Source organism: Collinsella sp. TM05-38, from assembly GCF_003466445.1.
Lineage (GTDB): Bacteria > Actinomycetota > Coriobacteriia > Coriobacteriales > Coriobacteriaceae > Collinsella.
In genome coordinates this window covers 1-26,073 of the sequence record NZ_QSPM01000014.1, presented here as the reverse complement: position 1 = coordinate 26,073, position 26,073 = coordinate 1, and the positions used below count along the sequence as shown (strand labels likewise).

The 26,073-nt window shown below is 59.5% G+C and carries 19 protein-coding genes and 1 rRNA gene; 3 read left to right on the top strand and 17 right to left on the bottom strand.

Annotated features, from left to right (window positions below):
- Positions 1-87: 87 nt before the first annotated feature.
- The 13 genes from DXD49_RS08085 to uvrA form a co-directional block, all read right to left on the bottom strand.
- Positions 88-774 (bottom strand): N-acetylmannosamine-6-phosphate 2-epimerase, encoded by a 687-nt coding sequence (locus DXD49_RS08085; protein ID WP_022094877.1) that lies wholly within the window; start codon positions 772-774, stop codon positions 88-90.
- Between the two features lie 70 nt (positions 775-844).
- Positions 845-1,810, bottom strand: coding sequence for an ROK family protein (locus DXD49_RS08080; RefSeq protein WP_117794687.1), 966 nt, complete (start codon positions 1,808-1,810; stop codon positions 845-847).
- A 172-nt stretch (positions 1,811-1,982) separates the two neighbouring features.
- The gene (locus DXD49_RS08075) at positions 1,983-2,903 is read right to left on the bottom strand and encodes a dihydrodipicolinate synthase family protein (RefSeq protein WP_089573615.1); all 921 of its coding nucleotides are present in this window, start codon (positions 2,901-2,903) and stop codon (positions 1,983-1,985) included.
- A gap of 68 nt (positions 2,904-2,971) precedes the next feature.
- Positions 2,972-3,823, bottom strand: coding sequence for an acetylxylan esterase (locus tag DXD49_RS08070; protein WP_117794686.1), 852 nt, complete (start codon positions 3,821-3,823; stop codon positions 2,972-2,974).
- Positions 3,816-4,793: an acetylxylan esterase gene (locus DXD49_RS08065; RefSeq protein ID WP_117763871.1), complete on the bottom strand. Its 978-nt coding sequence runs from the start codon at positions 4,791-4,793 to the stop codon at positions 3,816-3,818. Before DXD49_RS08065 ends, DXD49_RS08070 begins: the two co-directional genes overlap by 8 nt.
- An 80-nt stretch (positions 4,794-4,873) precedes the next feature.
- On the bottom strand, positions 4,874-5,701 hold the full coding sequence (locus tag DXD49_RS08060; protein ID WP_006236159.1) for an ABC transporter ATP-binding protein: 828 nt from the start codon (positions 5,699-5,701) through the stop codon (positions 4,874-4,876).
- Positions 5,702-7,717, bottom strand: a complete 2,016-nt coding sequence (locus DXD49_RS08055; RefSeq protein ID WP_117735351.1) for a dipeptide/oligopeptide/nickel ABC transporter permease/ATP-binding protein — start codon at positions 7,715-7,717, stop codon at positions 5,702-5,704.
- Positions 7,718-7,720: 3 nt separating this feature from the next.
- Entirely contained in the window at positions 7,721-8,677 is a 957-nt protein-coding gene (locus tag DXD49_RS08050) for an ABC transporter permease (RefSeq protein ID WP_022094871.1), read from the bottom strand.
- 157 nt (positions 8,678-8,834) lie between these two features.
- Complete coding sequence (locus DXD49_RS08045) at positions 8,835-10,448, bottom strand: ABC transporter substrate-binding protein (RefSeq protein ID WP_117794685.1); 1,614 nt, start codon at positions 10,446-10,448, stop codon at positions 8,835-8,837.
- 364 nt (positions 10,449-10,812) lie between these two features.
- On the bottom strand, positions 10,813-12,753 hold the full coding sequence (gene uvrC, locus DXD49_RS08040) for an excinuclease ABC subunit UvrC (protein WP_369831616.1): 1,941 nt from the start codon (positions 12,751-12,753) through the stop codon (positions 10,813-10,815).
- Between the two features lie 6 nt (positions 12,754-12,759).
- A complete protein-coding gene (gene murJ, locus DXD49_RS08035) occupies positions 12,760-14,442 on the bottom strand; it encodes a murein biosynthesis integral membrane protein MurJ (RefSeq protein ID WP_233541777.1) in 1,683 nt (560 codons plus the stop codon).
- A gap of 3 nt (positions 14,443-14,445) precedes the next feature.
- Complete coding sequence (ybaK, locus tag DXD49_RS08030; protein WP_117735354.1) at positions 14,446-14,946, bottom strand: Cys-tRNA(Pro) deacylase; 501 nt, start codon at positions 14,944-14,946, stop codon at positions 14,446-14,448.
- Positions 14,947-15,080: 134 nt separating this feature from the next.
- Positions 15,081-17,960: an excinuclease ABC subunit UvrA gene (uvrA, locus tag DXD49_RS08025; protein ID WP_117763872.1), complete on the bottom strand. Its 2,880-nt coding sequence runs from the start codon at positions 17,958-17,960 to the stop codon at positions 15,081-15,083.
- A gap of 260 nt (positions 17,961-18,220) precedes the next feature.
- Between uvrA and DXD49_RS08020 the strand changes: the two genes are divergently transcribed.
- The 3 genes from DXD49_RS08020 to DXD49_RS08010 all read left to right on the top strand — a co-directional run bounded on the left by DXD49_RS08020 (position 18,221) and on the right by DXD49_RS08010 (position 22,044).
- Positions 18,221-19,051, top strand: a complete 831-nt coding sequence (locus DXD49_RS08020) for an Mrp/NBP35 family ATP-binding protein (RefSeq protein ID WP_117743842.1) — start codon at positions 18,221-18,223, stop codon at positions 19,049-19,051.
- Positions 19,052-20,323 (top strand): NAD(P)/FAD-dependent oxidoreductase, encoded by a 1,272-nt coding sequence (locus DXD49_RS08015; protein ID WP_117794683.1) that lies wholly within the window; start codon positions 19,052-19,054, stop codon positions 20,321-20,323. It begins immediately after the preceding gene.
- An 80-nt stretch (positions 20,324-20,403) separates the two neighbouring features.
- Positions 20,404-22,044: an NAD(P)/FAD-dependent oxidoreductase gene (locus tag DXD49_RS08010; protein ID WP_117794682.1), complete on the top strand. Its 1,641-nt coding sequence runs from the start codon at positions 20,404-20,406 to the stop codon at positions 22,042-22,044.
- A 65-nt stretch (positions 22,045-22,109) separates the two neighbouring features.
- Here DXD49_RS08010 and uvrB read toward each other — a convergent pair whose 3' ends face one another.
- The 4 genes from uvrB to rrf all read right to left on the bottom strand — a co-directional run bounded on the left by uvrB (position 22,110) and on the right by rrf (position 25,924).
- Positions 22,110-24,350 carry an excinuclease ABC subunit UvrB gene (gene uvrB, locus DXD49_RS08005; protein ID WP_117763876.1) on the bottom strand — a complete coding sequence of 747 codons (2,241 nt, stop codon included), beginning with the start codon at positions 24,348-24,350 and terminating at the stop codon, positions 22,110-22,112.
- A 51-nt stretch (positions 24,351-24,401) separates the two neighbouring features.
- Positions 24,402-24,983 carry a lytic transglycosylase domain-containing protein gene (locus DXD49_RS08000; protein ID WP_117763877.1) on the bottom strand — a complete coding sequence of 194 codons (582 nt, stop codon included), beginning with the start codon at positions 24,981-24,983 and terminating at the stop codon, positions 24,402-24,404.
- Positions 24,976-25,617 (bottom strand): dephospho-CoA kinase, encoded by a 642-nt coding sequence (gene coaE / locus DXD49_RS07995; protein ID WP_117743847.1) that lies wholly within the window; start codon positions 25,615-25,617, stop codon positions 24,976-24,978. The genes DXD49_RS08000 and coaE overlap by 8 nt, the downstream gene beginning before the upstream one ends.
- 191 nt (positions 25,618-25,808) lie before the next feature.
- Positions 25,809-25,924, bottom strand: a 5S ribosomal RNA gene (gene rrf, locus DXD49_RS07990).
- Positions 25,925-26,073: the final 149 nt, after the last annotated feature.

The following is a 26,073-nucleotide window of genomic DNA, read 5'->3' as shown; positions in this document are numbered from 1 at the left end:
AAACAAGCGCGGGACCCAGCAACCCGGATCCCGCGCGGTCAATTGCCTATATTGAGTATACCGCCCCGAGCGGATACGAGGCCTGTCTTACGCCTCAAGCGCAGCCTTGAACCAACTCGTAATACTCGTGGGGTGCGTGATGGCGGTGCCGACGACAACGGCCCAGGCGCCAGCATCGATCGCGGCGCGAGCCTCCTCGGGCGTATGCACGCGGCCCTCGCAAATGATGGGAAGGCCGGGGAATTCCTCGGTCGCCTGACGCAGGAGCGGCAGGTCGGGGCCATCGGCCATGGTGCAGTCGATGGCGGCGACGCCGTGAGAAAGCGTGGTGGATACCAGGTCAAAGCCCATATCAACAGCACGGCGAATATCCTCGATGGTGGCACAATCCGCCATCAGGAGCACACCCTCCTCGTGCAGCGGGCGGAAGGTATCCTCGACCGTCTTGCCATCGGGGCGCGGACGATCGGTGGCGTCGATCGCCACGATATCGGCACCGGCAGCAACGCAGGCGCGAGCGTGACGCAGCGTCGGCGTGATGTAAACGCCCTCGTGCCCATCCTTCCACAGGCCGATGACGGGAACCTCACAGCGACCCTTAATGGCGGCAATGTCGGCAAGGCCCTGGCAGCGAATGGCGGCGGCGCCGCCGAGCTCGCAAGCGCGAGACATTTGAGCCATGGTCTCGGGCGTACGAAGCGGCTCGCCCATATACGCCTGAACGCTCACGACGAGTTTACCCTTCAGGGATTGAATCAAAGGATCGACGGTCATAAGGCTGCAACCTTTCTCAGAACAGCCTCCCGAGGCGTGTTGTCTCGGGAGGCTCCTACAGCAGATACGTTTACTTCAACGAGGCGAGAAGATGCTCAGCGGCACCGATGAGCGGAGCATCGCCCTCCAGAGAACCGATGAGGATCGGCGTGTCCTGAAGCGGATCGAGCGCCTGGCTGGCATAGCCCTCGTGCACCGAATCCTTCCATGTCTGCGAACGCCAATCGGGACCTTGGTGAATCACGCCGCCCGAAAGCACGATGACCTCAGGGTCCAGGATGTTAGTGAGCGAGCCCAAGCTGGCACCCAGCGCAAAGCCGGCGTCATGGATGACCTCGGTCGCCTTTGCGTCGCCCGCACGGCACAGGTCGTTTACGTCGCGGCCGACCGAAGGACGGCTGGGGTCAACGCGACCAAAGCGCTCGTCATACATTCGACCAATGGAAGTGCCCGAAGCAACCGACTCCAGATGGCCAGAACGCCCGCAGGCGCAGGGAATGCCGGCGGCAGCCGAGCACTCGATGTGGCCCATATGGCCAGCAGCACCATGGAAGCCCTGCATCACGCGGCCGTTCTCGACATATGCGCCGCCGATGCCCGTACCGATGCCAAGACACAAGACGGAGAACTTGCCCTTGCCGACGCCCCAGTGGGCCTCGCCCAGAGCATGAGCCTGCACGTCGCCTACAACGGCAACGGGAAGACCGAGGTCCTCGCGCAGACGCGGCCCCAACTGAACGCCGGACCAGCCGGGCATGATCTCATTGGCATACGCGATGGCGCCCGTCTTGGGATCGACGACGCCGGCGGCACCGATACCGACGCCAAGGACCTCGACATCGGGATTCGCCTCGAGAGCAGCCTTGATGGACGCCTCGATACGCTGGAAGACGGCCTCGCCGCCCTCTTGGGCCTCGGTGGGAACCTCAGCTTCAAAGACCGGATGGGGCACGCCGCCATCAGCCGGATACTCCATAATGGCAGTCGCAATCTTGGTGCCGCCGATATCGACGGAGCAAACGTACTTGTTCTCCATGTCGCTCTCCTTAGGAGATATAAACAACTACAGGAAATGCGCCGGCAGGCTAGCCGTCACAGCGCGGTAAAGGTCTTCCAGGTGCCCGAGATCGCCGAGAAACCGTGTGGCCATTGACCTAATGGGTCATGGCCGCACGGTTGAGGCGCGAGGTTGGGCGCCTGGGAAAGCACTACAGCAGACCGTTGTCCTGGAGGACCTTCCTGATTGCCTCGACGTTCTCGCCGGTCATGGCCTTCACCGGGCGCGGCATGGTCGGGCTGTCGAAGATACCCATGAGGTTCATAGCGGTCTTGAAGGCGCCGACGCCACCGGCATAGCCCTGGACGCCCGAGGTGACATCCCAGATGTGCGAAATCTCATTGAGGCGATCCTGCTCGGCCTTGACGGTAGCCCAGTCACCAGCCTGAGCGGCCTTCCACTGACGCACGTAGCCCTCGGGCTCAACGTTGGCGAGACCCGGGACGGAACCGTCGGCGCCACCGAGGTAGGCGCCGTCGACAACAACCTCGTGGCCGGTGAGAATGCTCATCGGATGGCCGTTCTTCTCGTTCTCCTGAACGAGGTAGCGGAACGAGATGTCATCACCCGAGGAATCCTTGACGCCGGCCAGAACGCCCTCGGCGCCGAGCTTGGCAAGGAGCTTCCAGGGGAGCTTGGTGTGAACGCAGACGGGAATGTCATAGGCAAAGATGGGCAGGTCGAGTTCCTCGTGCAGGATGCGGAAGTGCTCCTCGACCTCGGTCATGCCCTGCAGGGCATAGAACGGGCAGGTGGCGACGAGGGCATCGGCGCCCAGCTCCTGGGCGACCTTGCCGTGCTCGATCATGCGCTCGGTCTCGGTATCGATGATGCCGACCAGAACGGGAACGCGATGGTCGACGATACGGACGGCCTCGGCGATAATCTGGCGACGGCGCTCGTCGGTGGAGAAGACGACCTCGCCCGAGGATCCCAAGAAGAACAGGCCATCGACGCCAGCATCGATCATGCGGTTGATGCTGCGCTCAAAGGAGGCAACGTCAAGCTGGTGATCTTCGGTATCGGGAACAACGACGGGGGGGATAACGCCGGTGAATTTCTGAGTTGCCACAAGAATCTCCTTAGTTGTCTGGCGGGCGGCCCTATGCCACCCACTCTTGTTGGCAGTGTCCAGGCCGTCTAGGCCAAAGAACACGAGTAGAACGTTTGGTTAAAAAAGTCGACGACTTCGTTTTCGAACGCATTGATGCGCTCGTGAGCGTATTTTGCATAGATGATATGCCTCCGGTCACACTCAAGACCGTTGAATACGGCAAACTGATCCTTGGGATCGCTCACGGTATCCATAAGCGACGTGCCCATGAGCACCGATCCGCGCACCCGAGACGACAGCGCCTCGAGACCGCCAGGAAGCGGATTGGCAACCGCCGTGCAGGCGAGGCCCCGCTCGTCCAGAGCAGAAACCGCCAGCGCGACTCCGCCGCCAAGACCCTCGCCCCATGCAAAGATGCGGTCGGGGTCCATGCCATCAAGATTGCGCGCCACCTTCGCCAGCGCGCAACCCCAACGGACGCGCTCGACAAAAGCGGGCGAAGAAATCCCCCGCTGCAGGTCGTCCGCACCAGCAACATCGTCATCCAGCGCGAGGACGGCATACCCCATGGCGGCAAATCTCGTCATGTGATGCCAGCCGCGCACAGGCCGATCGATGTCGTGGAACATCAGGCACAACGGCACACGCTCAGATACTCGGGCACGACCAGCGGGCTCAATCAAGCGGCCGTGTACGACATCCCCGCCGACCTCAAAGGAGACCTCGGAGTAGCACGCGCACGGATTGGCGAAATCAATCGCCGTAACGGTCAACCCGCAAACCTCAGGATTCGATACGGCTGTACACAAATCGGAAATATCCACCGAAGTATCGCCGCGCCAATCCCGGAAATCGGAGAGCTTTGACGAAACCGTCCCGGGAATCCCCGTAAGCTCGGGGACAATCAGCTCATCGACATTGCTTTCGCACTTAGACATGAGCCTCCCCTCCCTTGCAGAAAAACGGAATGATCAGATCGTCAAAGTCCTGAATCTCCTCGTGGCCAAAGCCCTCAAAGAACTCATGGCGCTTCTCGCAGGTCAGGTTGTTGTAGACCGCAAACTGCGTCGCCGGCGGGCAAACGATATCGGCAGTTCCCGTGCCAAACAGCACGGGGCATTTGACCATGGGGGCGAAGTTCTTGGAGTCGAAGTACGCAAGCTTTGCATAGGCTTCATCAATACGAGTCGAGTCCTCATCAAACCAGCGCGACCAATAGCGAAGGCCCTCGTAGGCAATATCATCGGCATCCAAATCCCAGACCAGGCGGAAATCCGACAGGAAGGGATAGAGGATGGCGGCGCGATTGATAAGCTCGCTGTTAAGCGCGCAGGTCGCAATACCCAAGCCGCCGCCCTGCGATGCGCCATTCACAAATACGCGGGCAAAATCGATGCCCTCGAGCTCGCGAACGATACGGCATAGGATGCGGATGTCCTGATGCAAGCGGACATAGTAGAGGTTGGCCGGGTCGCCGTCGATACCGGCGACGATATGGCCCGCGACCGTTGTGCCCTCAAATCCACCAATGTCCTCGGAGGGACCTCCTTGGCCAGGACAATCGAGAGCGATCAGCGCCATGCCCATACCAGCAAACGACGCCTGCTCAAACCAGCTGCGGCTTGCACCCGGATACCCATGGAACTGAAGCACCAATGGCACGGGCTCGTCCGAGACGGGCTTAAGGTACTTGGCATGCAGGCGGGCGCCGCACATACCGGTAAACCAGAGGTCGAAAAGCTGGCAAGTCACAGCATCGGCGACCGATGCCGCCTCAATCGCATAGTCAAGCCCAACGGCGTCGGCCTCGGCCATGCGATCTTTCCAAAAGAAATCGAAATCTGATGGACGGGGCATGGCGCCTCGATATTCACCAAATTGCTGCTGTAGCTCCTGAGCACTTGGCATGGCTCGTGAACCCAACCTTTCGAAATCGCAACGGAGGTGCGCCCGGCAAGGGAACCGGGCGCACGGGAGGGAAAGCGAACTTACTCGCCGAGCTTGGGGTGCAGCAGCGACGGCGCAGCGCCGAGCAGCATCTTGGTGTAGGGGTCCTGGGGGTGCTGGAAGACCTGCTTGGCCTCGCCCTGCTCGACGATCTTGCCACCATTCATGACGATGATGTCGTCGGATATATAGCGGACCGTCTGGATGTCATGGCTAATGAACACCATGGCCAGGCCGAGCTCCTTCTTAAGGTCGGTCAGCAGGTTGAGAATCTGCGCGCGGACCGAAACGTCCAGAGCCGAGGTGGGCTCATCGGCGATGATAGCGTCGGGGTTCAGCGACAGGGCACGGGCAATTGCCACGCGCTGGCGCTGACCACCCGAAAGCTGGCCGGGAAGAACCTCGGCGGCAGAGCTGGGCAGACCGGTAAGCTCCAGGAGCTCCTTGACGCGCTTCTCCTGCTCTGCCTCGGTGCCCAGGTTGTGGACGCGCATGGGGTCGAGCAACTGCTCGCGAACGACCATGCGGGGGTTGAGCGCCGTGGCCGGGTTTTGGAACACGACCGAGATGACGCGACCCATGTGGCGACGGTCCTCGGCGGTACGCTTGGTAACGTCCTTGCCCTTAAAGTAGACCTTGCCGCTCGTGGGGGCCTGCAGGCCGCACATGACGTTGGCGGTGGTGGACTTGCCGCAACCGGACTCGCCGACGATGCCGATGGTCTGTCCGGGCATGAGCTTAATCGTTACACCCTGGACGGCGTGAACCAGGTTGGGGTGCAGAATCGAGCCGGTACGGGTCCTAAAGGTGACGTGAACATCATCAAGGAAGATGATCGGCTCGACGCCGTTGACTGCGGTCTCGCTCATCTACATCACCTCCGCGTGAGGGGTCAAACCATTTGCCTTGAGCACCTCGTCGGGGAGCTCGGAATAGAAGTGCTCGGTGCCAGGCACGCGCTTGAAGACCGGACGGGTGTCCAGGCCAATGCGCGGATGGCTCGAGCGGGGCGCGAAGCGATCGCCCTTGGGGAAATCGCGCGGGCTCGGAACGGCGCCGGGCACCTGGTGCAGGCGGCCCGAACCGCTCTCGATGGACAGAACGGAGCCCAGAAGACCGCGGGTGTACTCGTGAATCGGGTTGGTGAGCAGCTCCTTGGTGGGCGCCTGCTCGATAACCTGACCGGCGTACATAACCGTGATGTTATGGGCAACCTCGGCGACCAGAGCCAAGTCGTGCGAGACGAAGATCATGGCAAAGCCGAGCTTGGCCTGAAGATCGTTGAGCAGCTTGATGACCTGCTTCTGGACGGTAACGTCCAGAGCGGTCGTGGGCTCGTCGCAGATAACCAGCTTGGGGTCGCGGGTAAGAGCCATAGCGATCAGGACGCGCTGACGCTGGCCGCCGGAAAGCTCGTGCGGATAGCTCTCGAGCGTACGCTTGGGATCGAGTCCAACGAGCTCCAGGAGCTCCTCGGCGCTGCGGGTGCCGCCGCGCTTGGTGAGCTGCTTCATCTGAGCGGAGATGAGCATCGAGGGGTTGAGCGAGGACAGAGCGTCCTGATAAACCATGGCGATATCGGTACCGCGCAGGCCGAACCACTCCTTCTTGCTCATCTTGAGCAGGTCACGGCCTTCCCAGAGGACCTCGCCGGAAAGATGCTCGTCCTCATCGGTCAGGCCCATGATGGCCAGCGTGGTGATGGACTTACCGCAACCGGACTCGCCCACCAGACCCATGGTCTGACCGGGGCGGACATCAAAGTTGACATGGTCGACGACGTTGATATCACCGTGGTGCTCAAACTGGATGCAGAAATCGCGGACCGAAAGGATCGGCTCGACAGACTCATCGGGCACGTGGCGGTCGTTACGCTTGAGCTCGACATCGCGCAGGGCGCCAAGGCGAGCGGAGAGGGACTGAGCCTGCTCCTTGTAGGCACGAACGGGGTCGGAGACCAGCAGGTCGGCCTCGCGGCGCTTGGAAGAATCGGTCGGATCCAGGGCAGCGGAGGGAGCGGCGGCCATAGCGTCGGTAATGCCCTCGGACAGGATGTTGAGTGCCAGGCAGGTGATCATAATGGCCAGGCCCGGGAACAGCGCCTGCCACCAACGGCCGGCGAGCACGCCACCGCGGGCGTCGGCAAGAATGTTGCCCCACGTAGCGGTGGGCTCCTGGATGCCAGCGCCGATGAAGGTCAGCGAAGCCTCGAAGATGATGGCGTCTGCGACCAGGGTGACGGTAAAGACCATGATCGGGGCGATGCAGTTGCGCAGAACATGCTTGATCAGAATCCACGGAGCCTTGGCGCCGGACACGATGACCGCGCGGACATAGTCCTCGCCGTACTCGGACACGATGTTGGCGCGCACGATACGGGCGATCTGCGGGGTGTACATAAAGCCGATCGCAAAGATGATCGACGGCACGGAATTGCCCAGGATGGAAACGAAGACGGCTGCGAGGGCGATACCCGGGATGGACATGATGATGTCCAGGATACGCATGATCGCCTCAGAGACAGACTTGCGCGAAACCGCCGCAAGAGCGCCGACAACAGAGCCGCAGACCAAAGCCATGGCGGTAGCACCAAAGCCGATGATCAGCGAGTAACGGCCGCCGTAGAGCATACGCGAAAGGATGTCGCGGCCCTTGTCGTCGGTACCGAAGATAAAGCCGCCACCAGGCGCCTGGCGCGCGGTGAAAATATCGACCGGGCTATAGGGGGCAAGCAGGGGTGCCAGGATCGCAGTCAGGGCGACCAGCACCAGCACGACGGCGGCAATCTTAGAAGATAGCGCCATCTTCTTCCAGCCACCGAGCTTGAGCCCCTTGGAAGCAGCCTTCTCGAGCTGCTCGGTTTGCTTCTCTCGAATCTTTACCATAATCTACACCGTCCTGATGCGCGGGTTGATGAGCAGGTAGAGCATGTCAACCACGATGTTGATGATGATGAAGGCAAGAGCAACGACGATGACGACGCCCTGAACCAAGTTCGCCTCGTTGCCCTGAACGCCCTGCAGAATCGCGGTACCCATGCCCGGGAGGTTGAAGATAACCTCAATGACGACGGCACCGCCCATGAGGTAGCCGATCTTAAGGCCGAGGGTGGTGACCGGGGTAATCAGCGCATTGCGAAGAACGTTGATACCGACGACGACCTTTTCGGGAACGCCGGCACCGCGAGCCATACGGACATAGTCCTTATCGAGCTCCTCGACCATGGCGGTACGCACGATACGAGTCATCTGGCCCGTCAGCGGAAATGCCAAGGCGATGGCGGGCATGATCATGCGTCCCAGATAACCAGCCGGATTCGTGGTGAAGTGAGGCAGGGCGCCCGATGCCGGGAGCACCTTAAGGTAGGAAGAGAACAGCAAAATCAACAGAACGGCAAGCCAGAACGACGGGGTTGCCAAGCCGGCAATGGAAAAGACGCGGATCACTTGGTCCGGCCATTTATCGCGATACAGTGCCGCGATGACGCCGAGCAAAAACGAAACGACCGCGCCGATGGCAAGACCGATAAAGGTCAGCTGCATCGTGACGGGCAGGGCCGTGGAGATGCGCTTGGCAACAGAGTTACGAGCAGCGCCGTAGGTGCCCATGTCGCCGTGGATCAAGTCGCCCATATAGCGCACATAACGCACGGGCCAGGGGTCGTCCAGACCATACTTCTCATGGTACTCGGCAACCGCCTCGGGCGAGGCACCGTCACCCAACGCCGTGTAGGCGGGGTCGGTCTTGGAGAACGACATAAGGAAGAACACCAGGACGGTGACGCCCAATGCCATGATCGGCAGCGCGACAAGACGCCTTCCAATCAAACGTAGAAAGTTGTTCACGTTCTCTCCCCTTTCTTTTGTCGGTAGGACCAACTGGTATATGAGTACGGATACTCATTACAAGACCCGAGCGACATCGTTGCCGCCCGGGTCTTTGTTTCAACTATGAGGATACGGTCTCAACGACCGGTATCCTGCATATAGACTCAAGCGAGTCTTACGCCTTGATGGTCGCGACGCCCTTAAAGGACATGCTCGTCGTGCCGATGCCCTTGAAACCATCGAGGGCCTCGCCGTTGGGCGCGGTGGACGGATCGTCCCAAGAAGCAGAGACGGTCTTGACGTGGACAACGGGGTACAGAACGGCGTTGTCGGCGATGATGTCGAAGCACTCGTTCCACTTCTTCTGCTGCTCGTCGCCCTCGGCGGCAAGAGCCTCGTCCATGAGTCCGTGGAGCTTCTCCCACTCAGCGGACTCCTTCCACGGGCAACGGGTCTGCATCCAGACGTTGTCGCCAAACCACCAGTTGAGCAGCAGGTCGGGGTCAGCGCCGAAGCAGGAAGGATCGCCAGGGGCAAGGAGGATATCGTAAGCCTCGCCGCCGTCGATGGCAGCGTAGGTGGCCGGCGAGGTATCGGTCTGGATGGTCACATCGAAGCCGAGAGCGTCAAGGTCGTTCTTGACCTGGGCAGCCATGCCCTTGATCTGCTCGTTATCGGTGGTGCGCAGGGTGATGGCGCCCGGGGTGATGCCGGACTCCTCGATGAGCTTCTTAGCCTTCTTGGCGTCGGTCTTGTACACCGTGGAGGCCTCATGATAGTTGGTAAAGCTCTTGGGCAGGTAGCAGCTGGCGGCGGTAGCAAGGCCGGCGAAGGTGTTGCTGATCATCTTCTCGGTGTCGAGCGCATACATAACGGCCTGACGGACCTTGACGTCGTTCCAAGGCGCCTTGGCGACGTTGAACATGATGAAGCGGGTACCGAAGCCCTGAACGTTGTCAATCTTGCAGCCAGCGCTCTCGAGCTGATCGACGGCGTCAGCGGTAACGAGCTCCATGACGAGCGTGGAGCCTTCCTGCTGAGCAGTGACGCGAGCGGTGGGGTCGGTCAGGATGCTGTACTGGATCTTCTCGTCCTCGGCAGCATACTCACCGTTGTACTCGGGGTTGGGAACCAGGGTGATCTCGGTGTCGGAGATGGCATCGTACATCCAGGGGCCGGAGCCGATCGGCTGCTTGGCGCGATCCTCCTCGGCCTGGGTGGCCGGGGTAACGCGGATGATGGCCAGACGATCCTTGAGCAGGGAGAAGTTGGGGACCTTGGTCTTGACCGTCACGGTACTGGCGTCCTTGGCCTCGATGGACTCGAAAGGCTGGAAGAACGGAGCATAGGTAGCGGAAGCGGCGCAAGCGTTGTAGGAAGCCACAACGTCGTCAGCGGTGACCTCAGTGCCATCGGAGAACTTGGCGCCCTTACGGATGGTGACCTCGAAGGTGGTGTCATCCACAGACTTGGGATCGTCAGTAGCGAGCTCGTTGAAAGTGCTGTAGTCGTGGTAATCGATGCCGTAGAGGCCCTCGATGACATGCCAGTTGGCACCCAGGCCAACAGCGGAACCGGTGGTGGCGGGATCGAAGCTGGACGGAGCGTAAGCGGAACCAGCGGTGATCACGCCGCCGCCACGGTTGGCGGAATCGGTGGAGCCGGAAGCGGAACCCTCGTCGCTAGAGCTGCCACCGCAGCCAGTGAGACCAAGGCCGGCGACAGCAGCGACGCTGCCGGTGAGGCCGAGGAACGAACGCCTGGACATACCCTTGTTGATGATGGCCATGTCTTCTCCTATCAGTAGAGAATCTTACTCGGGAGCACCTAGACTTGCCCCCGCGCAACTTGCGGACGATATATACCTTACCTACCGACGAACCCAACTGAGGTGCCGCGCTCGGCGACCGATACATACATCCGCTTGAACGGTATTTACTACCGTTCACCGAATTCATTGACAAATGATTCGCCAGACAGTATGTATCGACGAGGTGAGATATCAGTCTTCGTCAACCCGCAGGATAGCAGGGTTTTCACTTGGGTTAGTCAAACGTTTTAGCGTTAATAAAACCCGAAACCAGCAGGCAATCATGGCGAAATAAATGGTTGAAAATGACGCAATCATGTATATCAGCTGTTTAGGCTCGTGTTTAGTTTTCGGATTGCTTTGCCGCCGCCCCGGAACGCTCGGCATCCCACGCAACGAGCGTCTCGTGAACCGCTTTGGCGACATCGGCAGGAATGCCTCGAACTTCCGCGATCTCTTGCTCGCTCGCCGCGCGCAAACGCTTCATCGAGCCAAAATGACGCATAATGGCACGTTTTCTGGTGGGTCCCACCCCTGGAACGTCATCGAGCATCGAAACCGTCATGGCCTTATCGCGCAGCTCGCGATGGAATGTAATTGCAAAACGGTGCGATTCATCGCGAACCTGTTTGATTAGATAGAGCGAAGCAGACCCGGTCGGCAGCACGACGGGCGTCTCGTCCCAAGGCACGAAAACCTCCTCATCGGCCTTTGCCAAGCCGCAAACTGGTATATCGAGCCCCAGGGCATCAAGTTGTTTGATCGCAGCCGTCAATTGCGGTTTGCCGCCGTCGACAACAAGCAGATCGGGCCGTGAGCCAAAGCGCTCATCGGCCATGCGTTCGGGAGCGTAGCGTCGTCCCAAAACCTCGGACATCGACACGAAGTCGTTTGCCTCGTCCAATTCGGCCTGAATTTTAAAACGACGGTACTGGCTCTTGTCAGCGCGCCCGTTGGTAAACACTACCATCGAGGCGACGGTAAAGGTTCCGTGCAGCGTCGAGATATCGAAGCACTCGATGCGCATCGGCGGCGCCGGCAGCGCCAGCGCGCTTTCGAGCTCCAGGAGCGCTTGATTGGTGCGGTCGTCAGCGTACCCCGTTCGCATCATGTAGCGCATGAGGGCATGGCGCGCATTTTTGGATGCCATAGCGAGCAAACGGTGCTTTTCGCCACGCTGCGGCCTATGGAGATGGCAGGAACGCTCGCGCTTGCCTGCAAGCCACTCCCCCAGCGCCTCCGCATCCTCAAGCTCGACGGAGAGGTTGACCTCAGCTGGAATATCAGCCGTCTCATCGTAATAGCGTTTAAGAAAGCCCGACTGGAGCTCTTCCTCGTCAACATCAAGACCCTTGTCGAGAATGAACTCGCAGGTGCGAACTGTTCGGCCCTCGCGAACGACGAAGACGCAAGCGGCGGAGATGGTCTCTTCGCGATAGAAACCGATGACATCGATATCGACACTGGAGGGAAAAACGACTTGCTGACGATCGTCCAGACCCCTGATGACCTCCAAACGACGTTTGACGCGTGCCGCGCGCTCAAAGTCGAGCGCCTCGGCGGCATCCGTCATCTCGGAGGTCAGCTCATCGACGACATCCTTGCGATGGCCCGACAAAAAGCGCTCGACACGCTTGACGTTCTTGGCATAGTCTGCCGGGGAAATCGCACCGACACACGCACCCGGTCCGCGCCCGACATGGTAGTCAAAGCAGGGGCGCCCGTTTTGCGCGCAAATCATATTGACGATGTCTTCCTCGCCCTTGTGGGACTCGACGATACGGCGGCAACGACGCCACTCCGCACAGGATGCGGAGCAAATGGGAATAACCTTGCGCAGCGTATCTATCGTCTCACGTGCCGCACGGCTATCGGTATAGGGTCCAAAATAGCGCGTTCCCGGCTTATGACGCTCACGCGTGTATTTGATAGCGGGATACAGGTCGCCCTTTGTAATGGCGATAAAGGGGTAGCTCTTGTCGTCCTTGAGGTCGACGTTAAAGTACGGATGGTACTGACCAATCAAATTGCGCTCGAGCACCAACGCCTCGTGCTCGGTCTCCACCACGATATAGTCAAAGCTCGCCACCAGCTGCATCATCAGCGGGATCTTTTGACGCTCATCCTGCAGTGTCACGTACTGGCGCATACGGGAACGCAAGTTTTTTGCCTTGCCCACGTAGATGACATCGCCCTTGGCATCCTTCCAAAGGTAGCATCCGGGCTGTGTGGGAACGCGCGAAACCTGCTCGGCAAGCGTTGGAATGTTGTCGTGACCGGCCACACGCACCTACTTGCGACGAAGCAGCGCCGAGACCTCAGGCATCTTAAGGACGACGGCAAGGCCAAAGGTAACAGCAAGCGAGACGACACCCGCAACGCAAACGTAGCCAAGAGTAATCAGAATCGAGCCGCCAAGTGCCCCGACAAAGTGTTCAAGCACCCACATGACGCCGGCGCCTGCGGCAGCACCTAGGCCACCGAGCAAAAGGCCAAAGAAACCGCCATGCAGGATAGATTTGACCTGAAGGCCACGCAGGCGACGACGCAGCCACCACAGCGAACAGCCGACCAAGATCACGTAGTCGACAACATACGAAAGCGCGATTGCCGGCATACCGAAGCCCAGCACAACGCCAAACAGCAGAACCGAGCCGGCCTGGCCGATGGCGGAATACAGGCAATAGCGGCTATAGGGCTTCATGTCGAGCAAGGCAGAGAAGCTCTTCTGCATCAACACGACCACGCCGTAGAGCGGCAGCGAGAGCGCCAGGTAGACAAGGTACTCGGACACCAGCGCCACTCCGGATTCATCGAACTTGCCAGCACAGTAGATCATGTTGAGCGGACGTGCGAAGACAATCAGGTACAGTGCGAACGGAATCAGGAAGAACAGCATCTGGGCGACGCCACGCGAAATGCCCGTGCGTACGCTGTCGTAATCCTTCTCCTGTGCGTCGTGAGAGAGCTCGGTATAGAGCGCCGTCGAAAGCGAGGCGGCAATCAGCGCGTAGGGCAGCGTGTACCACAGGCGCGCATAGGCGATGACGGAAGGACCAGTCTCGGGCTGGACCACCAGCGCGGCAGCGTTGGTGATAGAAGTCGAGACAAACATGCACACCGTGGCGAGCAGCGTCGGGATACCGAGCGCAATCGTCTGGCGCAGCGCGGGGTCCTTAAAGTCGATATGGATATGGGGATGCACGCCGTGCTTGCTAAGCGCGGGAATCTGACATGCCATCTGAACAAAGACACCGAGGGTCGTACCGGCCGCAATCAAGATGATGCCGGCACGTTCGCCAAACTGTGCGGACACGGGCGCAAAACCCATAAAGCTCGCAATGACGATCACATTGTTGAGGACCGGGGCAAACGTCGACCAGAAGTAGTCGCGGTGTGCGTTGAGAACGCCCGAGAACACCGAGCCCAAACCATAAAACAGAATCTGGATGGCAAAGAAACGGAACATGAACGCAGCGGTATCCATGCTGCCGCCGTCACCCGAAAGGAACGATTGCGTCCAGATAAAGCCCGGGGCGAACACAGTCCCCAGCAACGAAATGCCACCCAGCACCAAAAGCAGAATACCAAGCAGGTTGCCCACGTACTCGTTCGAGGCCTCGCGACCCTGCTCACGCCTCACGCCCATGTACACGGGCAAAAAAGCCGTCACGAGCATGCCGCCCATCACAAGTTCGTAGAGCATATTGGGCAGGTTGTTGGCGACCTGATAGGAGGACGAGAGTAGCGACATGCCGATAGCTGCCGCCATTGCCCACGTGCGGATAAAACCGGTGACGCGAGACACGATGGTCAGGATGGTCATAAGCCCGGCGGAACGACCAACCGTGGAGTAGTCCGACGAGCCCATGTCGTCAGTGTCATCTCGCGACGAAGAAGCCTCAGGCGCGGGCGTCTGAGAAGCCGAACGCTTTGCAAAGTGAGCCCCGCGCTTCGATTCTTCCTGCGGCATCGTTCAGTCCTCTCTCGTGATCGGGGCAACCGTCGCCCCGCAAAATGCAACTAAGTCGTCGGGGGCAAGCTCAAGCTGATAGCCACGCTTACCGCCTGAGATAAAAATGGTATCCCAAAGGACGCATGTCTCATCGATCAGCGTCCGAAAGCGTTTTTTCATGCCGACTGGACTGCAGCCGCCCCGGACATACCCCGTCGCGGCAAGCAAGTCCTTAACATGCATCATGGTCAGCGACTTTTCGCCAGCGGCGCGCGCGGCGGCCTTTAGGTCAAGCTCGTCGGCAACGGGAATACAGCACACAACGTGTTCATTGGACGGCGCCACGCAAACCAAGGTCTTAAAACCCTGGCCAGGCTCCTCGCCAAGTTGTTCCGAAATTGCAACGCCTAAACCCGCCGACTCATCGCCATCGTCTTCATACGTATGGAGAATATAGGAGATACCGGCGTTTTCCAGCTCGCGCATCGCATTGGTTTTCGGCGTCTTTGCAGCCTTTGCCATGGCATGTCCCTTCCCTCGCATTCGAACGTAACGCCTAAGTATATGTCCAATGTAGCCGCATACGTCATCTCGACACACAGAAGCGCCACCGAATCGAAAGGAATCGGTGGCGCTTCTCGCATGACGGCGTCTCTTTACTGGGCGTCGAGTTGTGCTTGACGCTCGCGGTCGCGCTCGAGCAGCGGGGCCAAGAACTTGCCCGTGTAACTCTGTGAACATGCCGCGACCTGCTCTGGCGTACCCGAGACCACGACAGTTCCGCCGCCATTGCCGCCCTCGGGGCCCATATCGATCAGACGGTCGGCAACCTTGATGACATCGAGATTGTGCTCGATCACCAGAACCGTGTTGCCCGCATCGACCAGGCGCTGCAGCACGTCGAGCAGCTGGCGGACATCCTCAAAATGGAGACCGGTCGTCGGCTCATCCAGAATGTAGAACGTCTTACCCGTCTGACGGCGGTGGAGTTCCTTGGCGAGCTTTACGCGCTGTGCCTCGCCACCCGAAAGCGTCGTTGCCGGCTGGCCCAAGCTCACATAACCCAAGCCCACATCATACAGAGTCTGGAGCTTACGCTTAATCTGAGGAATATTGCCAAAGAAAGCCAGCGCCTCGGTGACGCTCATGTCGAGCACGTCAGAGATGGTCTTACCACGGTAGGTGACCTCAAGCGTCTCGCGATTATAGCGCTTGCCGCCGCAGACCTCGCAGGGGACATAGATATCGGGAAGGAAGTGCATCTCGATCTTGATTTGTCCGTCGCCCTTGCATGCTTCGCAGCGGCCGCCGCTCACGTTAAAGGAGAAACGTCCGGGCGAGTAGCCGCGCGCCTTCGACTCCGGTGTGCTCGCAAACAGCGCGCGCAGATCATCCCACAGGCCAATGTACGTAGCGGGATTGGAACGCGGTGTGCGGCCGATCGGCGACTGGTCAATGTCGATCACCTTATCGATGCACTCGATACCCTCGAGCTTTTTGTACGGGCCCACGGGACGCGTCGAGCGATGAATGGCATTCGTAAGGGCAGGCGCGATGGTGTCGGTAACCAGGGAGCTCTTGCCCGATCCCGACACGCCGGTAACGACCGTAAGCGTACCGAACTCAATCTTGGCGGTAACGTTTTTGAGGTTATTGGCACGGGCGCCCGTGATCTTAAGGCAGCCGCGACCGGGCTTGCGGCGCTTGTCGGGAACCCGAATCATTCGCTTGCCAGTCAGGTAGGCACCCGTCATCGAATCGGGGCACGCCATGATATCGGCAGGCGTTCCCGCGGCGACCACGTGTCCGCCGTTCACGCCCGCGCCGGGGCCCATGTCGATCACATAGTCGGCAGCACGAATCGTATCCTCATCATGCTCGACGACGATGACGGTGTTGCCGATATCGCGCAGGCGCTCAAGTGTCTTGATCAGGCGCTCGTTATCGCGCTGATGAAGGCCGATCGATGGCTCGTCCAAAATGTACAGGACACCCATGAGACCGGCGCCGATCTGCGTTGCCAGGCGAATGCGCTGGGCCTCGCCTCCGGAAAGCGTCGCCGAGGCACGGTCGAGGGTCAGATAGTCGAGTCCGACATCGACCAGAAAGCGCAGGCGCTCCAGGATTTCCTTAACAATGCGCCCGCCGATAAATTGTTGGCGCTCGGTAAGCTCCAGGCCCTCAAAAAACTCGAGCGACTCGCGGCACGACAGGCAGCAGACCTCGTAAATGGACTTACCGCCTACGGTAACGGCGAGCATCTCGGGGCGCAGACGAGCACCATGGCAACTCGAGCACGGCTCCTCGCGAATGTACTTCTCCAAGCGCGCCCTGGTGTTCTCATTCGTCGTCTCGTTATAGCGCTCGTACAGGATATTGCGCACGCCCGAGAACTTGGTGTCCCACTGGCTGCGACGCCCATCGAGCTTTTGATAGTCGACCGAAATCTTCTGGTCGCCCATGCCGTCTAAAAACGCGCGACGCACCCGCGGAGGCAGATCCTCCCACGGCGTACCGACGCTCACCTTAAAGTGTTTGCAGACCGCAGCGAAAATCTGCGGATAGTAGTTAGAGTTGCCAAACAGGCTGCCAAAGACCCCGTCGGCGATCGACTTCGAGGGGTCTTCGATTAGCGCTTCGGCATCGACCGTCTTCTTAAAGCCCAGGCCATCGCACTCGGGGCACGCGCCATAGGGCGCGTTGAACGAAAAATCACGCGGCTGAAGATCGTCAATGGAGTGTCCATGCTCCGGGCACGCCAAGGCCAACGAATACTCCAGCAGCTCGCCCTCGGTCCCCTCGGGAGCATCACGATCGGGCAGCATGTACACGTTTACATTGCCGTGAGCCAGCGCGGTCGCCTGCTCAACAGACTCGGCGATACGGCCCAGAGAGTTCTCGCGGATCACGATGCGATCGACCACGACCTCGATATCGTGCTTAAACTTCTTGTCCAGATCGATCGGATCGTCGAGCGAGCGCACTTCACCGTCGACACGCACGCGGCTAAAGCCCTCGGCGCGAAGGTCCTCAAACAGTTTTGTGTACTCGCCTTTTCGCCCGCGCACCACCGGTGCCAGCACAAACGCGCGGCGACCCTCCCCCGCGGCCAAGACCTTGTCGGCAACCTGGTCGGTCGTCTGGCGCTCAATGACGCGGCCGCATTCGGGACAGTGAGGGGTGCCCACACGGGCGAACAGCAGGCGCAGATAGTCGTAAACCTCGGTTACGGTGCCAACCGTCGAGCGAGGGTTTTTAGACGTCGTCTTTTGGTCGATCGACACCGCCGGCGAAAGGCCGTCGATTGAATCCAAGTCGGGTTTGTCCATCTGGCCCAAGAACTGGCGCGCATAGCTCGAAAGGCTCTCGACGTATCGACGCTGGCCCTCGGCATAGATAGTGTCGAATGCCAGCGAACTCTTGCCCGAGCCAGAAAGACCGGTAATGACCACGAGTTGGTCACGCGGAATGGAAACATCGATATCACGGAGGTTGTGCTCACGAGCGCCGCGAATAACGATAGAAGAATCAGACATGGAAGCTCCTTGCCTCCTATAACTTCAAATCACACCGTCGATGAGTTTAGCGCACTCAACGCGCACAGATGTTCGTAATACAAGATTCTCAGACCTTTTGCTTTATCTGACACGCGCACGTCGCATACCCGACCCATGCTTTCGAATGCCATCGATCGCCCGCCGCGCATCACAAATGACTCCCGCTCGCAAACGAGGGTACAATGACGCTCGTGTCACATCGCGGGGCCCCGGCCCCAACATATACAAAGGAGTCATACATGGGTTGCGAACACGCACAGGCCGCCGGCGGACAAACGTCGCCGTCGCAATTTGAGGAGAACACGCTGTCCGAGGTCAAGCGCGTCATCGCCGTGCTTTCCGGCAAGGGCGGTGTCGGCAAGTCGTTTGTCACCGGTGCCATCGCCACCGAGCTTGCCCGTCACGGCCACAAGGTCGGCGTCCTCGATGCCGACATCACCGGTCCCTCCATCCCCAAGATGTTCGGTATGAGCGGACGCCACGTCCATGCCCTTGGCAACCTTATGCTGCCCGAAATCTCCGAGCACGGCGTCAAGGTCATGAGCTCCAACCTGCTGCTCCAAAACGAGACCGACCCCGTCCTTTGGCGCGGTCCGGTCATCGCAGGCGCCATTAGGCAGTTCTGGAGCGAGACCTCGTGGGGCCCCATCGACTACCTGCTGGTCGACATGCCTCCGGGAACAGGCGACGTCGCGCTCACCGTCTTCCAGTCGCTGCCCGTCGACGGCATCGTCATCGTCACGAGCCCGCAGGATCTGGTCTCGATGATCGTCGCCAAGGCGGTCAACATGGCCGAGAAGATGAACGTCCCCATTCTGGGCATTGTCGAGAACATGAGCTATATTGAGTGCCCCGACTGCGGCAAGAAGATTGAGGTCTTTGGCAAGAGCAAGCTCCCCGAGGTCGCAGATCGCTATAACCTCGACATCTTGGGCCAGCTTCCCATTAATCCGGCACTCGCCGAGGCCTGCGATAAGGGCGAGGTCGAGACCGCGCTGCCCGATGACATGTTGCCCAAGGCAGTCTCTGCCGTCGAGGCCATTACCCCGCACGAGACCGACGAGGCCTAAGTGAACGCGAGCGCCTTCTATGACGTCCTGGTAATCGGCGGCGGGGCTTCAGGCCTCGCCGCTGCCATTACGGCCGCACGCGCTGGCAAAAGCGTCTGCATCGTTGAGCGCGATGTCGCCTGTGGCCTTAAGCTCCTTGCGACCGGTAACGGCCGCTGCAACCTCTCCAACGAATCGATTGATCCTCAGCGGTATAACCACCCCGCATTCGTCGAATCCGTCATGGGCCCCCAGCCCGAACAAGAGCTTATGGGTTTCTTCTCCTCGCTGGGTATCATGACAACCTCCGAGGAAGGCCGGCTGTACCCGCGCTCCCTTCGCGCAGAATCGGTGCGCGACGCGCTTCTCAACGTTTGCGACCGCCTAGGTATCACCTTAATCTGCGGAGCCAACGTTGCCTCGGCGCACGAAGCTTCCGAAGGCTGGGTACTCCAAATAGACCGTCCAGCGCGGACGCTCAAGGCAAAAAGGCACGACGACCGAAAATCGGAGCTCCGCTCGCTTCGGAAAGCGCTCGTCGATGTCCCTCGCAAGAACGAGACCCTGCAGGCACATGCCGTAATTATCGCCACGGGCGGCAGCCCCACCGGTATCGCCGATACGTTTCGCCTCCCCCTCACTTCGCTGCGCCCCATCCTCTGCCCCGTTTCGGCAACGGTCGTTGGCGATCGGGCGGCACTCAAGACGTTGGATGGCCTGCGCGTCCGCGCCCGCTTGACGCTCGCCCGTAACCATAGTGAGCTCTGGCACGAAGACGGTGAAGTGCTGTTTCGAACCTTCGGCATCTCGGGCGTCGCTGTCTTCAACCTCTCCCGTCGTATCCAGCGCGGCGATACGATCCTGCTCGACGTTTTCCCCGACCTCTCCAAAGACGAATTGCTCGATACGCTCAACCGGCGCGTTGAGCTGCTCGATAGCTTTTCGCCCCGCAATCCCCGTTGGCTCGACGGCATGCTCGCCCCGCAACTCTCCCGCGTCGTCTGCACAGCGTTCGAGCAGTGCCATCCAGGCTCCAATGATGTCATCCACCTGGTCTCGATCCTCAAGCACTTTAAGTTGCTCGTCGAGGGAACAGCCGAGGAACGCTCTGCGCAGGTCACGCGTGGTGGCGTATCTGTCGAGAGCATCTCAACACCCAGTTTACGCGCGCGCAGCGTTGTCGACGCCCCGCTTTACGTCTGCGGCGAAGCGCTCGACATCGACGCCGATTGTGGAGGCTTTAACCTTGCGTGGGCCTGGCTCTCGGGCATTCGCGCTGCAAGCAGCCTGTAGCCACGCAGTCTATAATCAAAAACGCATTCGGGCCGTCTGGGATACCGGACGGCCTCTTTCTTGCCTCTAAGGAGACCTCGATGATCGAAATCACCCAAGTCAACGCGTCGCTCGATGAAGCCGGCGATGAAAATGCCTGCCTCATTGTTGGCAAGCGAGTCGCCAAGCGCGTCCTACGTTGCAAGGACTCCGAGATCAAGTCCATCGAGCTCCACCGCAAGTCAATCGACGCTCGCAAAAAACGAGACGTCCATTTTATCCTGAGCTTTCGTGTTGAGCTGACTAGTCCCCACCTCGAGCGAGAAGCGGTCGGCAACGTTGCCGAGCGCGACCGCTCGCGCGTACGCGCGATAGAAGACGATGGGCCTTCATTCCCCTCCCCCGTTTCCGGCGCACCCAAAGAACGCCCCGTCGTTGTCGGCGCCGGATGTGCCGGCCTTTTCGCTGCGCTTACGCTCGCCGAAGCAGGTCTTAAGCCCTTGCTCATCGAGCGCGGCGACCCGGCATTTCGCCGCTCGCAGGCGATCGACCTCTTTCTAAAGGAGCGCATCCTCGACCCCGAGAGCAATATCCAGTTTGGCCTGGGCGGCGCGGGAACCTTCTCGGACGGCAAGCTCAATACGGGAACCAAAAATCCCGCCCATCGCCTTATCCTCGAAACCTTCGTCGAGGCGGGTGCACCCCGCGATATTCTGTGGGATGCCAAGCCGCACATTGGCTCCGACATCCTTCCCAAGGTTGTCACCGCTATATCCCAGCGCATCGAGCAGCTCGGAGGTGTCGTCCGTTATCGAACGAGGCTCGTCGACATTCGCATCGACGTGTCTGGCGCCATCACCGGTATTGATGTCCAATCGTCCCAAGACGCCGCTTGCGAGCCAATCGAGACAAAGCACCTCATCCTCGCCTGCGGGCATTCTGCTCGCGATATTTTTGAGCTCCTTAAGGACCACAACGTGACCCTCGCACAAAAGACCTTTGCCATGGGCGTTCGCATCGAGCATCCGCAGCGCGACATCGACCGAGCCCAATATGGAGCCTCGGCGGGACATCCAGCGCTCGGGGCGGCCCCTTACAAACTTGTTGCCCATCTTCCCAACGGCCGCAGCGTGTTCTCGTTTTGCATGTGCCCCGGCGGACAGGTTGTTGCCGCCTCTTCAGAACCGTGCCATCTGTGCGTCAACGGGGCCAGTCTCAATGCCCGCGACGGACGCAACGCAAATGCCGCTCTGCTCGTTAACGTCACGCCTGAGGACCTTCCCAACGATGACCCGCTCGCCGGCATCGAGCTCCAGCGTGCCTGCGAGGCGGCTGCCTATCGCCTGGGCGGTTCCAACTGGAACGCACCGGCACAGCTCGTCGGAGATTTCCTCGCAGGACGCGCCAGCACGGCACCCGGAAAGGTAAAACCAACCTATCCACTTGGCGTGACCTGGACGGCGATCGACGATGCCCTCCCGCAGCATATCGTCGAGTCGCTCCGCCTGGGACTTCCCCTACTCGGAAAAAAGCTACGAGTCTACGACCGCCCCGATGCCGTTCTTACCGGTGTGGAGACTCGTTCGAGCTCACCGGTCACTGTCACCCGAGACCGAGCGTGCCATGCCGTGTCGACCCCGGGCCTCTACCCTTGTGGTGAAGGAGCTGGATATGCCGGCGGCATCATGAGCGCGGCCACCGACGGCATCCGTTGTGCCGAAGCCCTAATCGCTGACCTCTAGCGCACGAATTCCAGCGCGCAAAGGATACAGGCCCCGAGCTCCACAGGGAACTCGGGGCCTGTTCGCTATTTCTTAAACCGTGCACCCTGGCGTTTTCTGCCCGATGCGAACGTGGAACCCTTGCGGGCCTGCGAACGTAAGCGCTCGATCGTCTCGTCCTCAGACGCACCCTCGAGCATCGCCCGAATCTGAACGACGGCATCGCGCAGGCGCGCCGCCTCCTCAAAGTCCATGGCGGCGGAGGCGTTACGCATGTCTTCCTCCATGGTCTCGACGATCCGCACGAGCTCGTCGTGCGGTAGCCCTTCCAGCTGCTCGGCAAGCGTCTGCTCGGGTGCCGACGTCTCCGGCGCGGCGCCCTCGCCGTTTTCGTCGGGTGTATAGAACGCACCGTGACCCAGTGAATCGCCTCTCGAGCGTCCCTTCGAGCCCACAGTCTTTTCGGCCTCGGCAATAAAGCTCGAAATGTCGTTAATGGCCTTGCGGACCGTCTTGGGCACAATGCCATGGTCTTCGTTATATGCCATCTGAATCTCGCGACGGCGCTGCGTCTCCTCGATGGCTTCTTTCATCGAATCGGTCACAACGTCTGCATACATGATGACCTCGCCGTCGGCGTTACGGGCCGCGCGGCCAATCGTCTGAATCAACGAACGGCGGTTGCGCAAGAAGCCTTCCTTATCGGCGTCGAGAATTGCCACCAGCGAGACCTCGGGAAGGTCTAGACCCTCGCGGAGCAGGTTGATGCCAACGAGAACATCGATCTTGCCCTCGCGCAGCGTTCGCAGGATCTCGACACGGTCCATCGTCGCCGTATCGGAGTGCATGTAATTGACCTTAATGCCCGCATCAAGCAGGTGGTCGGTCAGGTCCTCGGCCATGCGCTTGGTCAACGTGGTCACCAGCACACGCTCCTTGCGGGCAACGCGCTCGCGAATCTCGTCCTCAAGATCGTCAATCTGGCCTCGGACCGGACGAACGTCGATCTTGGGATCGAGCAGACCGGTCGGACGAATGATCTGCTCAACGTCATTTTGGCTCACTCGCAGCTCATAGTCACCCGGCGTGGCCGAAACATAGATAAACTGGGGGATCCTTGCCTCAAACTCATCGAAACGAAGCGGGCGGTTATCGAGCGCCGAGGGCAGGCGAAAACCATGCTCCACCAGCGTCACCTTACGCGAGCGGTCACCTTCGTGCATGCCGCGAATCTGCGGCACCGTCACATGGCTCTCATCGATGATGCAGAGCATGTCCTTAGGAAAGTAATCGATCAGGGTAAACGGCGGCTCACCCGGCTTGCGACCGTCCAGATGACGTGAGTAGTTCTCGATGCCGTTGCAAAAGCCCATCGTCTCGAGCATCTCAAGATCATAATCGGTGCGCTGCTGCAGACGCTGCGCCTCGAGCAACTTGTCGGTCGCCTTGAGCTCCGCCACGCGCTTCTCGCACTCTTCGCTGATCGATTTCAGAGCCGCCTTGACCTTCGGCTTCTCGGTCACATAGTGCGAGGCCGGCCACACAGGAATTGCTTCGTACTCACGCAGCAATTCGCCGGTGACCTCATCGATCTCGCCAATCAGTTCGACCTCGTCACCAAAGAACTCAAACCGCAACGGATGCTCGGCATAAGGCGGATACACGTCGACAACATCGCCGCGCACGCGGAACGTGCCGCGTGCAAGGTCATAGTCATTGCGATCATATTGAATGTCGATAAGTGCATGGATAAAGTCATCGCGCTCGAGCGGCACCTTCTTGTCGACGTTCGGGGCTAGGCCCGCATAGTCCTCAGGAGAGCCAATGCCATAGATACACGAGACCGATGCGACGACAATCACATCTCGTCGAGAGAGCAGCGATGCGGTCGCCTGATGTCGCAGCATCTCGACCTCTTCGTTAATCGAGGAGTCTTTCTCGATATATGTATCGCTTTGCGGCACATACGCCTCGGGCTGATAGTAGTCATAGTACGAGACGAAGTAGACCACAGCGTTGTTGGGAAAGAACTCTTTGAGCTCGCTCGCAAGCTGAGCGGCGAGCGTTTTATTCGGAGCCATGACCAGCGTCGGCTTTCCCAGGGCCTCAATAGTCTTTGCCATCGTGAAGGTCTTGCCCGAACCAGTCACGCCCAGCAAAACCTGATAGCGGTCTCCGTCCCTCACACCCTGCACAAGCGACTCAATGGCTTTAGGCTGAGAGCCTGCAGGGTCATAGGGAGACACGACCTTAAACGGCACGTCAGAGCCTTCAACGCCAAAGCGCTTAAGTTCACCACCAACGCGTTCTACTTCAAATTCCGCCATGGATACTCCTAACTCATATATCTGCAGTATACGCAGGCGGCAGGCATAGTCCTATACGAACCGATCGGGATAGAGGGTCTTGTAGCGAACCCAGGCATTATTGACACGAATCAGATACGCCTGCGTCTCGGGAAAGGTAATTGCATTATGAAGCGACGTACTCTGCTGCGCCCATCCGTCGACATTGCCCATGCCGGCGTTATAGGCGGCAATGGCACTGTCAGTCGACCCGTTAAAATACGCTAGAAGATACGAAAGATACGCACAGCCAAACTCGATATTCGTTGCCGGATCGTTAAGGTTGTCGACCGAATACTCGCCACCGTCGACAAGGCCCTTGGCGATCATATCCTGGGCAGTCTCGGGCATCAGCTGCATCAATCCCTGAGCACCTTGATTCGACTCGGCCTCGGGATCCCAATTCGATTCAGACTTAATGACAGCACACACCAAATACGGATCCAAATTATGCGAAATGCTGGATTGCTTTACATACGCCTCGTAGTCAATCGGATACAGCGGTTTAAAGAAAGCAGCAGGAGCATACGAGTAAACGAATGAGATAAGGCCGAAGACAAAAACGGCAGCCAGCGGTATAAGGCGATACCAAGTAAGGAAACGTGTCTTAGGCATCGGCCTCCTCCTTATCCACAACATCCACGAACCCATGGCGCGCAAGCCATGCATCCAGTTGTTCAAAGAGCGAGTTATCGCCTGCCGCATTATCAATAACCGTTGTAGCAAGATTGCACAGCGCAGACTCATCGGGCTGGCAAGCAGAACGGGCATCGAAATCAGATGGCTCCATGCCACGTTGTATAGCACGCTCGCGACGAACTGACAAAGGAGCGCTGATGACCAGAATTTCATCAGCCAAGCCAAATGCATCCTCAAAACCAGTCGGAGCAGAAACCTCGACTACCGCAAAGGGATAACGGGGAGACGAAACCGTACAACAAACCGGATCGAGAATCCTAAGCGAAAGCTGTTCAATGAGAACGGGATGCACGATACCATTGAGCCGTGCGACCGAATCAGGAGAAGCGAAAGCTCGAGAAGCGAGGATGCTGCGGCGAATGGCGCCTTCCTCATCCAAAATGTCCCAACCGAATTCATCCGCGAGAGCATTGACGATATCAGAGCCCGGCACATACAGCGATTTTGCAAGCTCATCCAGATCGATAAGCATAGCGCCACGAGATTCGAAATAGCGGCAGGCAGTCGACTTACCCGAAGCAATATTGCCCAAGACAAATACGGTAAACATCAAGCCCTCCCTAACGCCAATGCGAGTAATTATCGCTCAAATACACTAGAAGGGCTCAAAATACAGCCAAACAGTAAGAGCGCATAAGAGGGAGCTAGGTCCCAAAGCACAACGTGTCTATAACGCAAAAAGGGGGAGGCCGCGAGGCCTCCCCCTTCTCCATTTCCTCTGACGGCTCGGTGCCGTCCACCGGTCAGCGGCGCCCTGGCCTCCCACGGGCTGGCCCCGCAGTACTCTCGGCGCGATGGGGCTTAGCTTCCGGGTTCGGAACGGGACCGGGCGTGCCCCCCATGCTCTGGCCGCTGACCGGTGGGCGGCGCCCACCGTTCACGGTGTCCTGGGTCTCATCTACGTGCCCTGGGGGCCGCATGGCGCATAGGAAAGGGAACTGACTCGGGGGCATCCTCGTGCCCGAACCGCGCATGGAGCGCGAAGTCCCGCGGGCCGCGAGGTGCG

Coding starts and splice junctions, on each gene's coding strand:
- ybaK (WP_117735354.1), bottom strand. CDS start 14,946: ATGGCAAAGGCTGCAAAGACGCCGAAAACCAATGCGATGCGCGAGCTG.
- DXD49_RS08070 (WP_117794686.1), bottom strand. CDS start 3,823: ATGTCTAAGTGCGAAAGCAATGTCGATGAGCTGATTGTCCCCGAGCTT.
- DXD49_RS08010 (WP_117794682.1), top strand. CDS start 20,404: ATGATCGAAATCACCCAAGTCAACGCGTCGCTCGATGAAGCCGGCGAT.
- uvrA (WP_117763872.1), bottom strand. CDS start 17,960: ATGTCTGATTCTTCTATCGTTATTCGCGGCGCTCGTGAGCACAACCTC.
- coaE (WP_117743847.1), bottom strand. CDS start 25,617: ATGTTTACCGTATTTGTCTTGGGCAATATTGCTTCGGGTAAGTCGACT.
- DXD49_RS08060 (WP_006236159.1), bottom strand. CDS start 5,701: ATGAGCGAGACCGCAGTCAACGGCGTCGAGCCGATCATCTTCCTTGAT.
- DXD49_RS08000 (WP_117763877.1), bottom strand. CDS start 24,983: ATGCCTAAGACACGTTTCCTTACTTGGTATCGCCTTATACCGCTGGCT.
- DXD49_RS08020 (WP_117743842.1), top strand. CDS start 18,221: ATGGGTTGCGAACACGCACAGGCCGCCGGCGGACAAACGTCGCCGTCG.
- DXD49_RS08065 (WP_117763871.1), bottom strand. CDS start 4,793: ATGCCAAGTGCTCAGGAGCTACAGCAGCAATTTGGTGAATATCGAGGC.
- DXD49_RS08045 (WP_117794685.1), bottom strand. CDS start 10,448: ATGGCCATCATCAACAAGGGTATGTCCAGGCGTTCGTTCCTCGGCCTC.
- murJ (WP_233541777.1), bottom strand. CDS start 14,442: ATGCCGCAGGAAGAATCGAAGCGCGGGGCTCACTTTGCAAAGCGTTCG.
- DXD49_RS08085 (WP_022094877.1), bottom strand. CDS start 774: ATGACCGTCGATCCTTTGATTCAATCCCTGAAGGGTAAACTCGTCGTG.
- uvrB (WP_117763876.1), bottom strand. CDS start 24,350: ATGGCGGAATTTGAAGTAGAACGCGTTGGTGGTGAACTTAAGCGCTTT.
- DXD49_RS08055 (WP_117735351.1), bottom strand. CDS start 7,717: ATGGTAAAGATTCGAGAGAAGCAAACCGAGCAGCTCGAGAAGGCTGCT.
- DXD49_RS08080 (WP_117794687.1), bottom strand. CDS start 1,810: ATGGAGAACAAGTACGTTTGCTCCGTCGATATCGGCGGCACCAAGATT.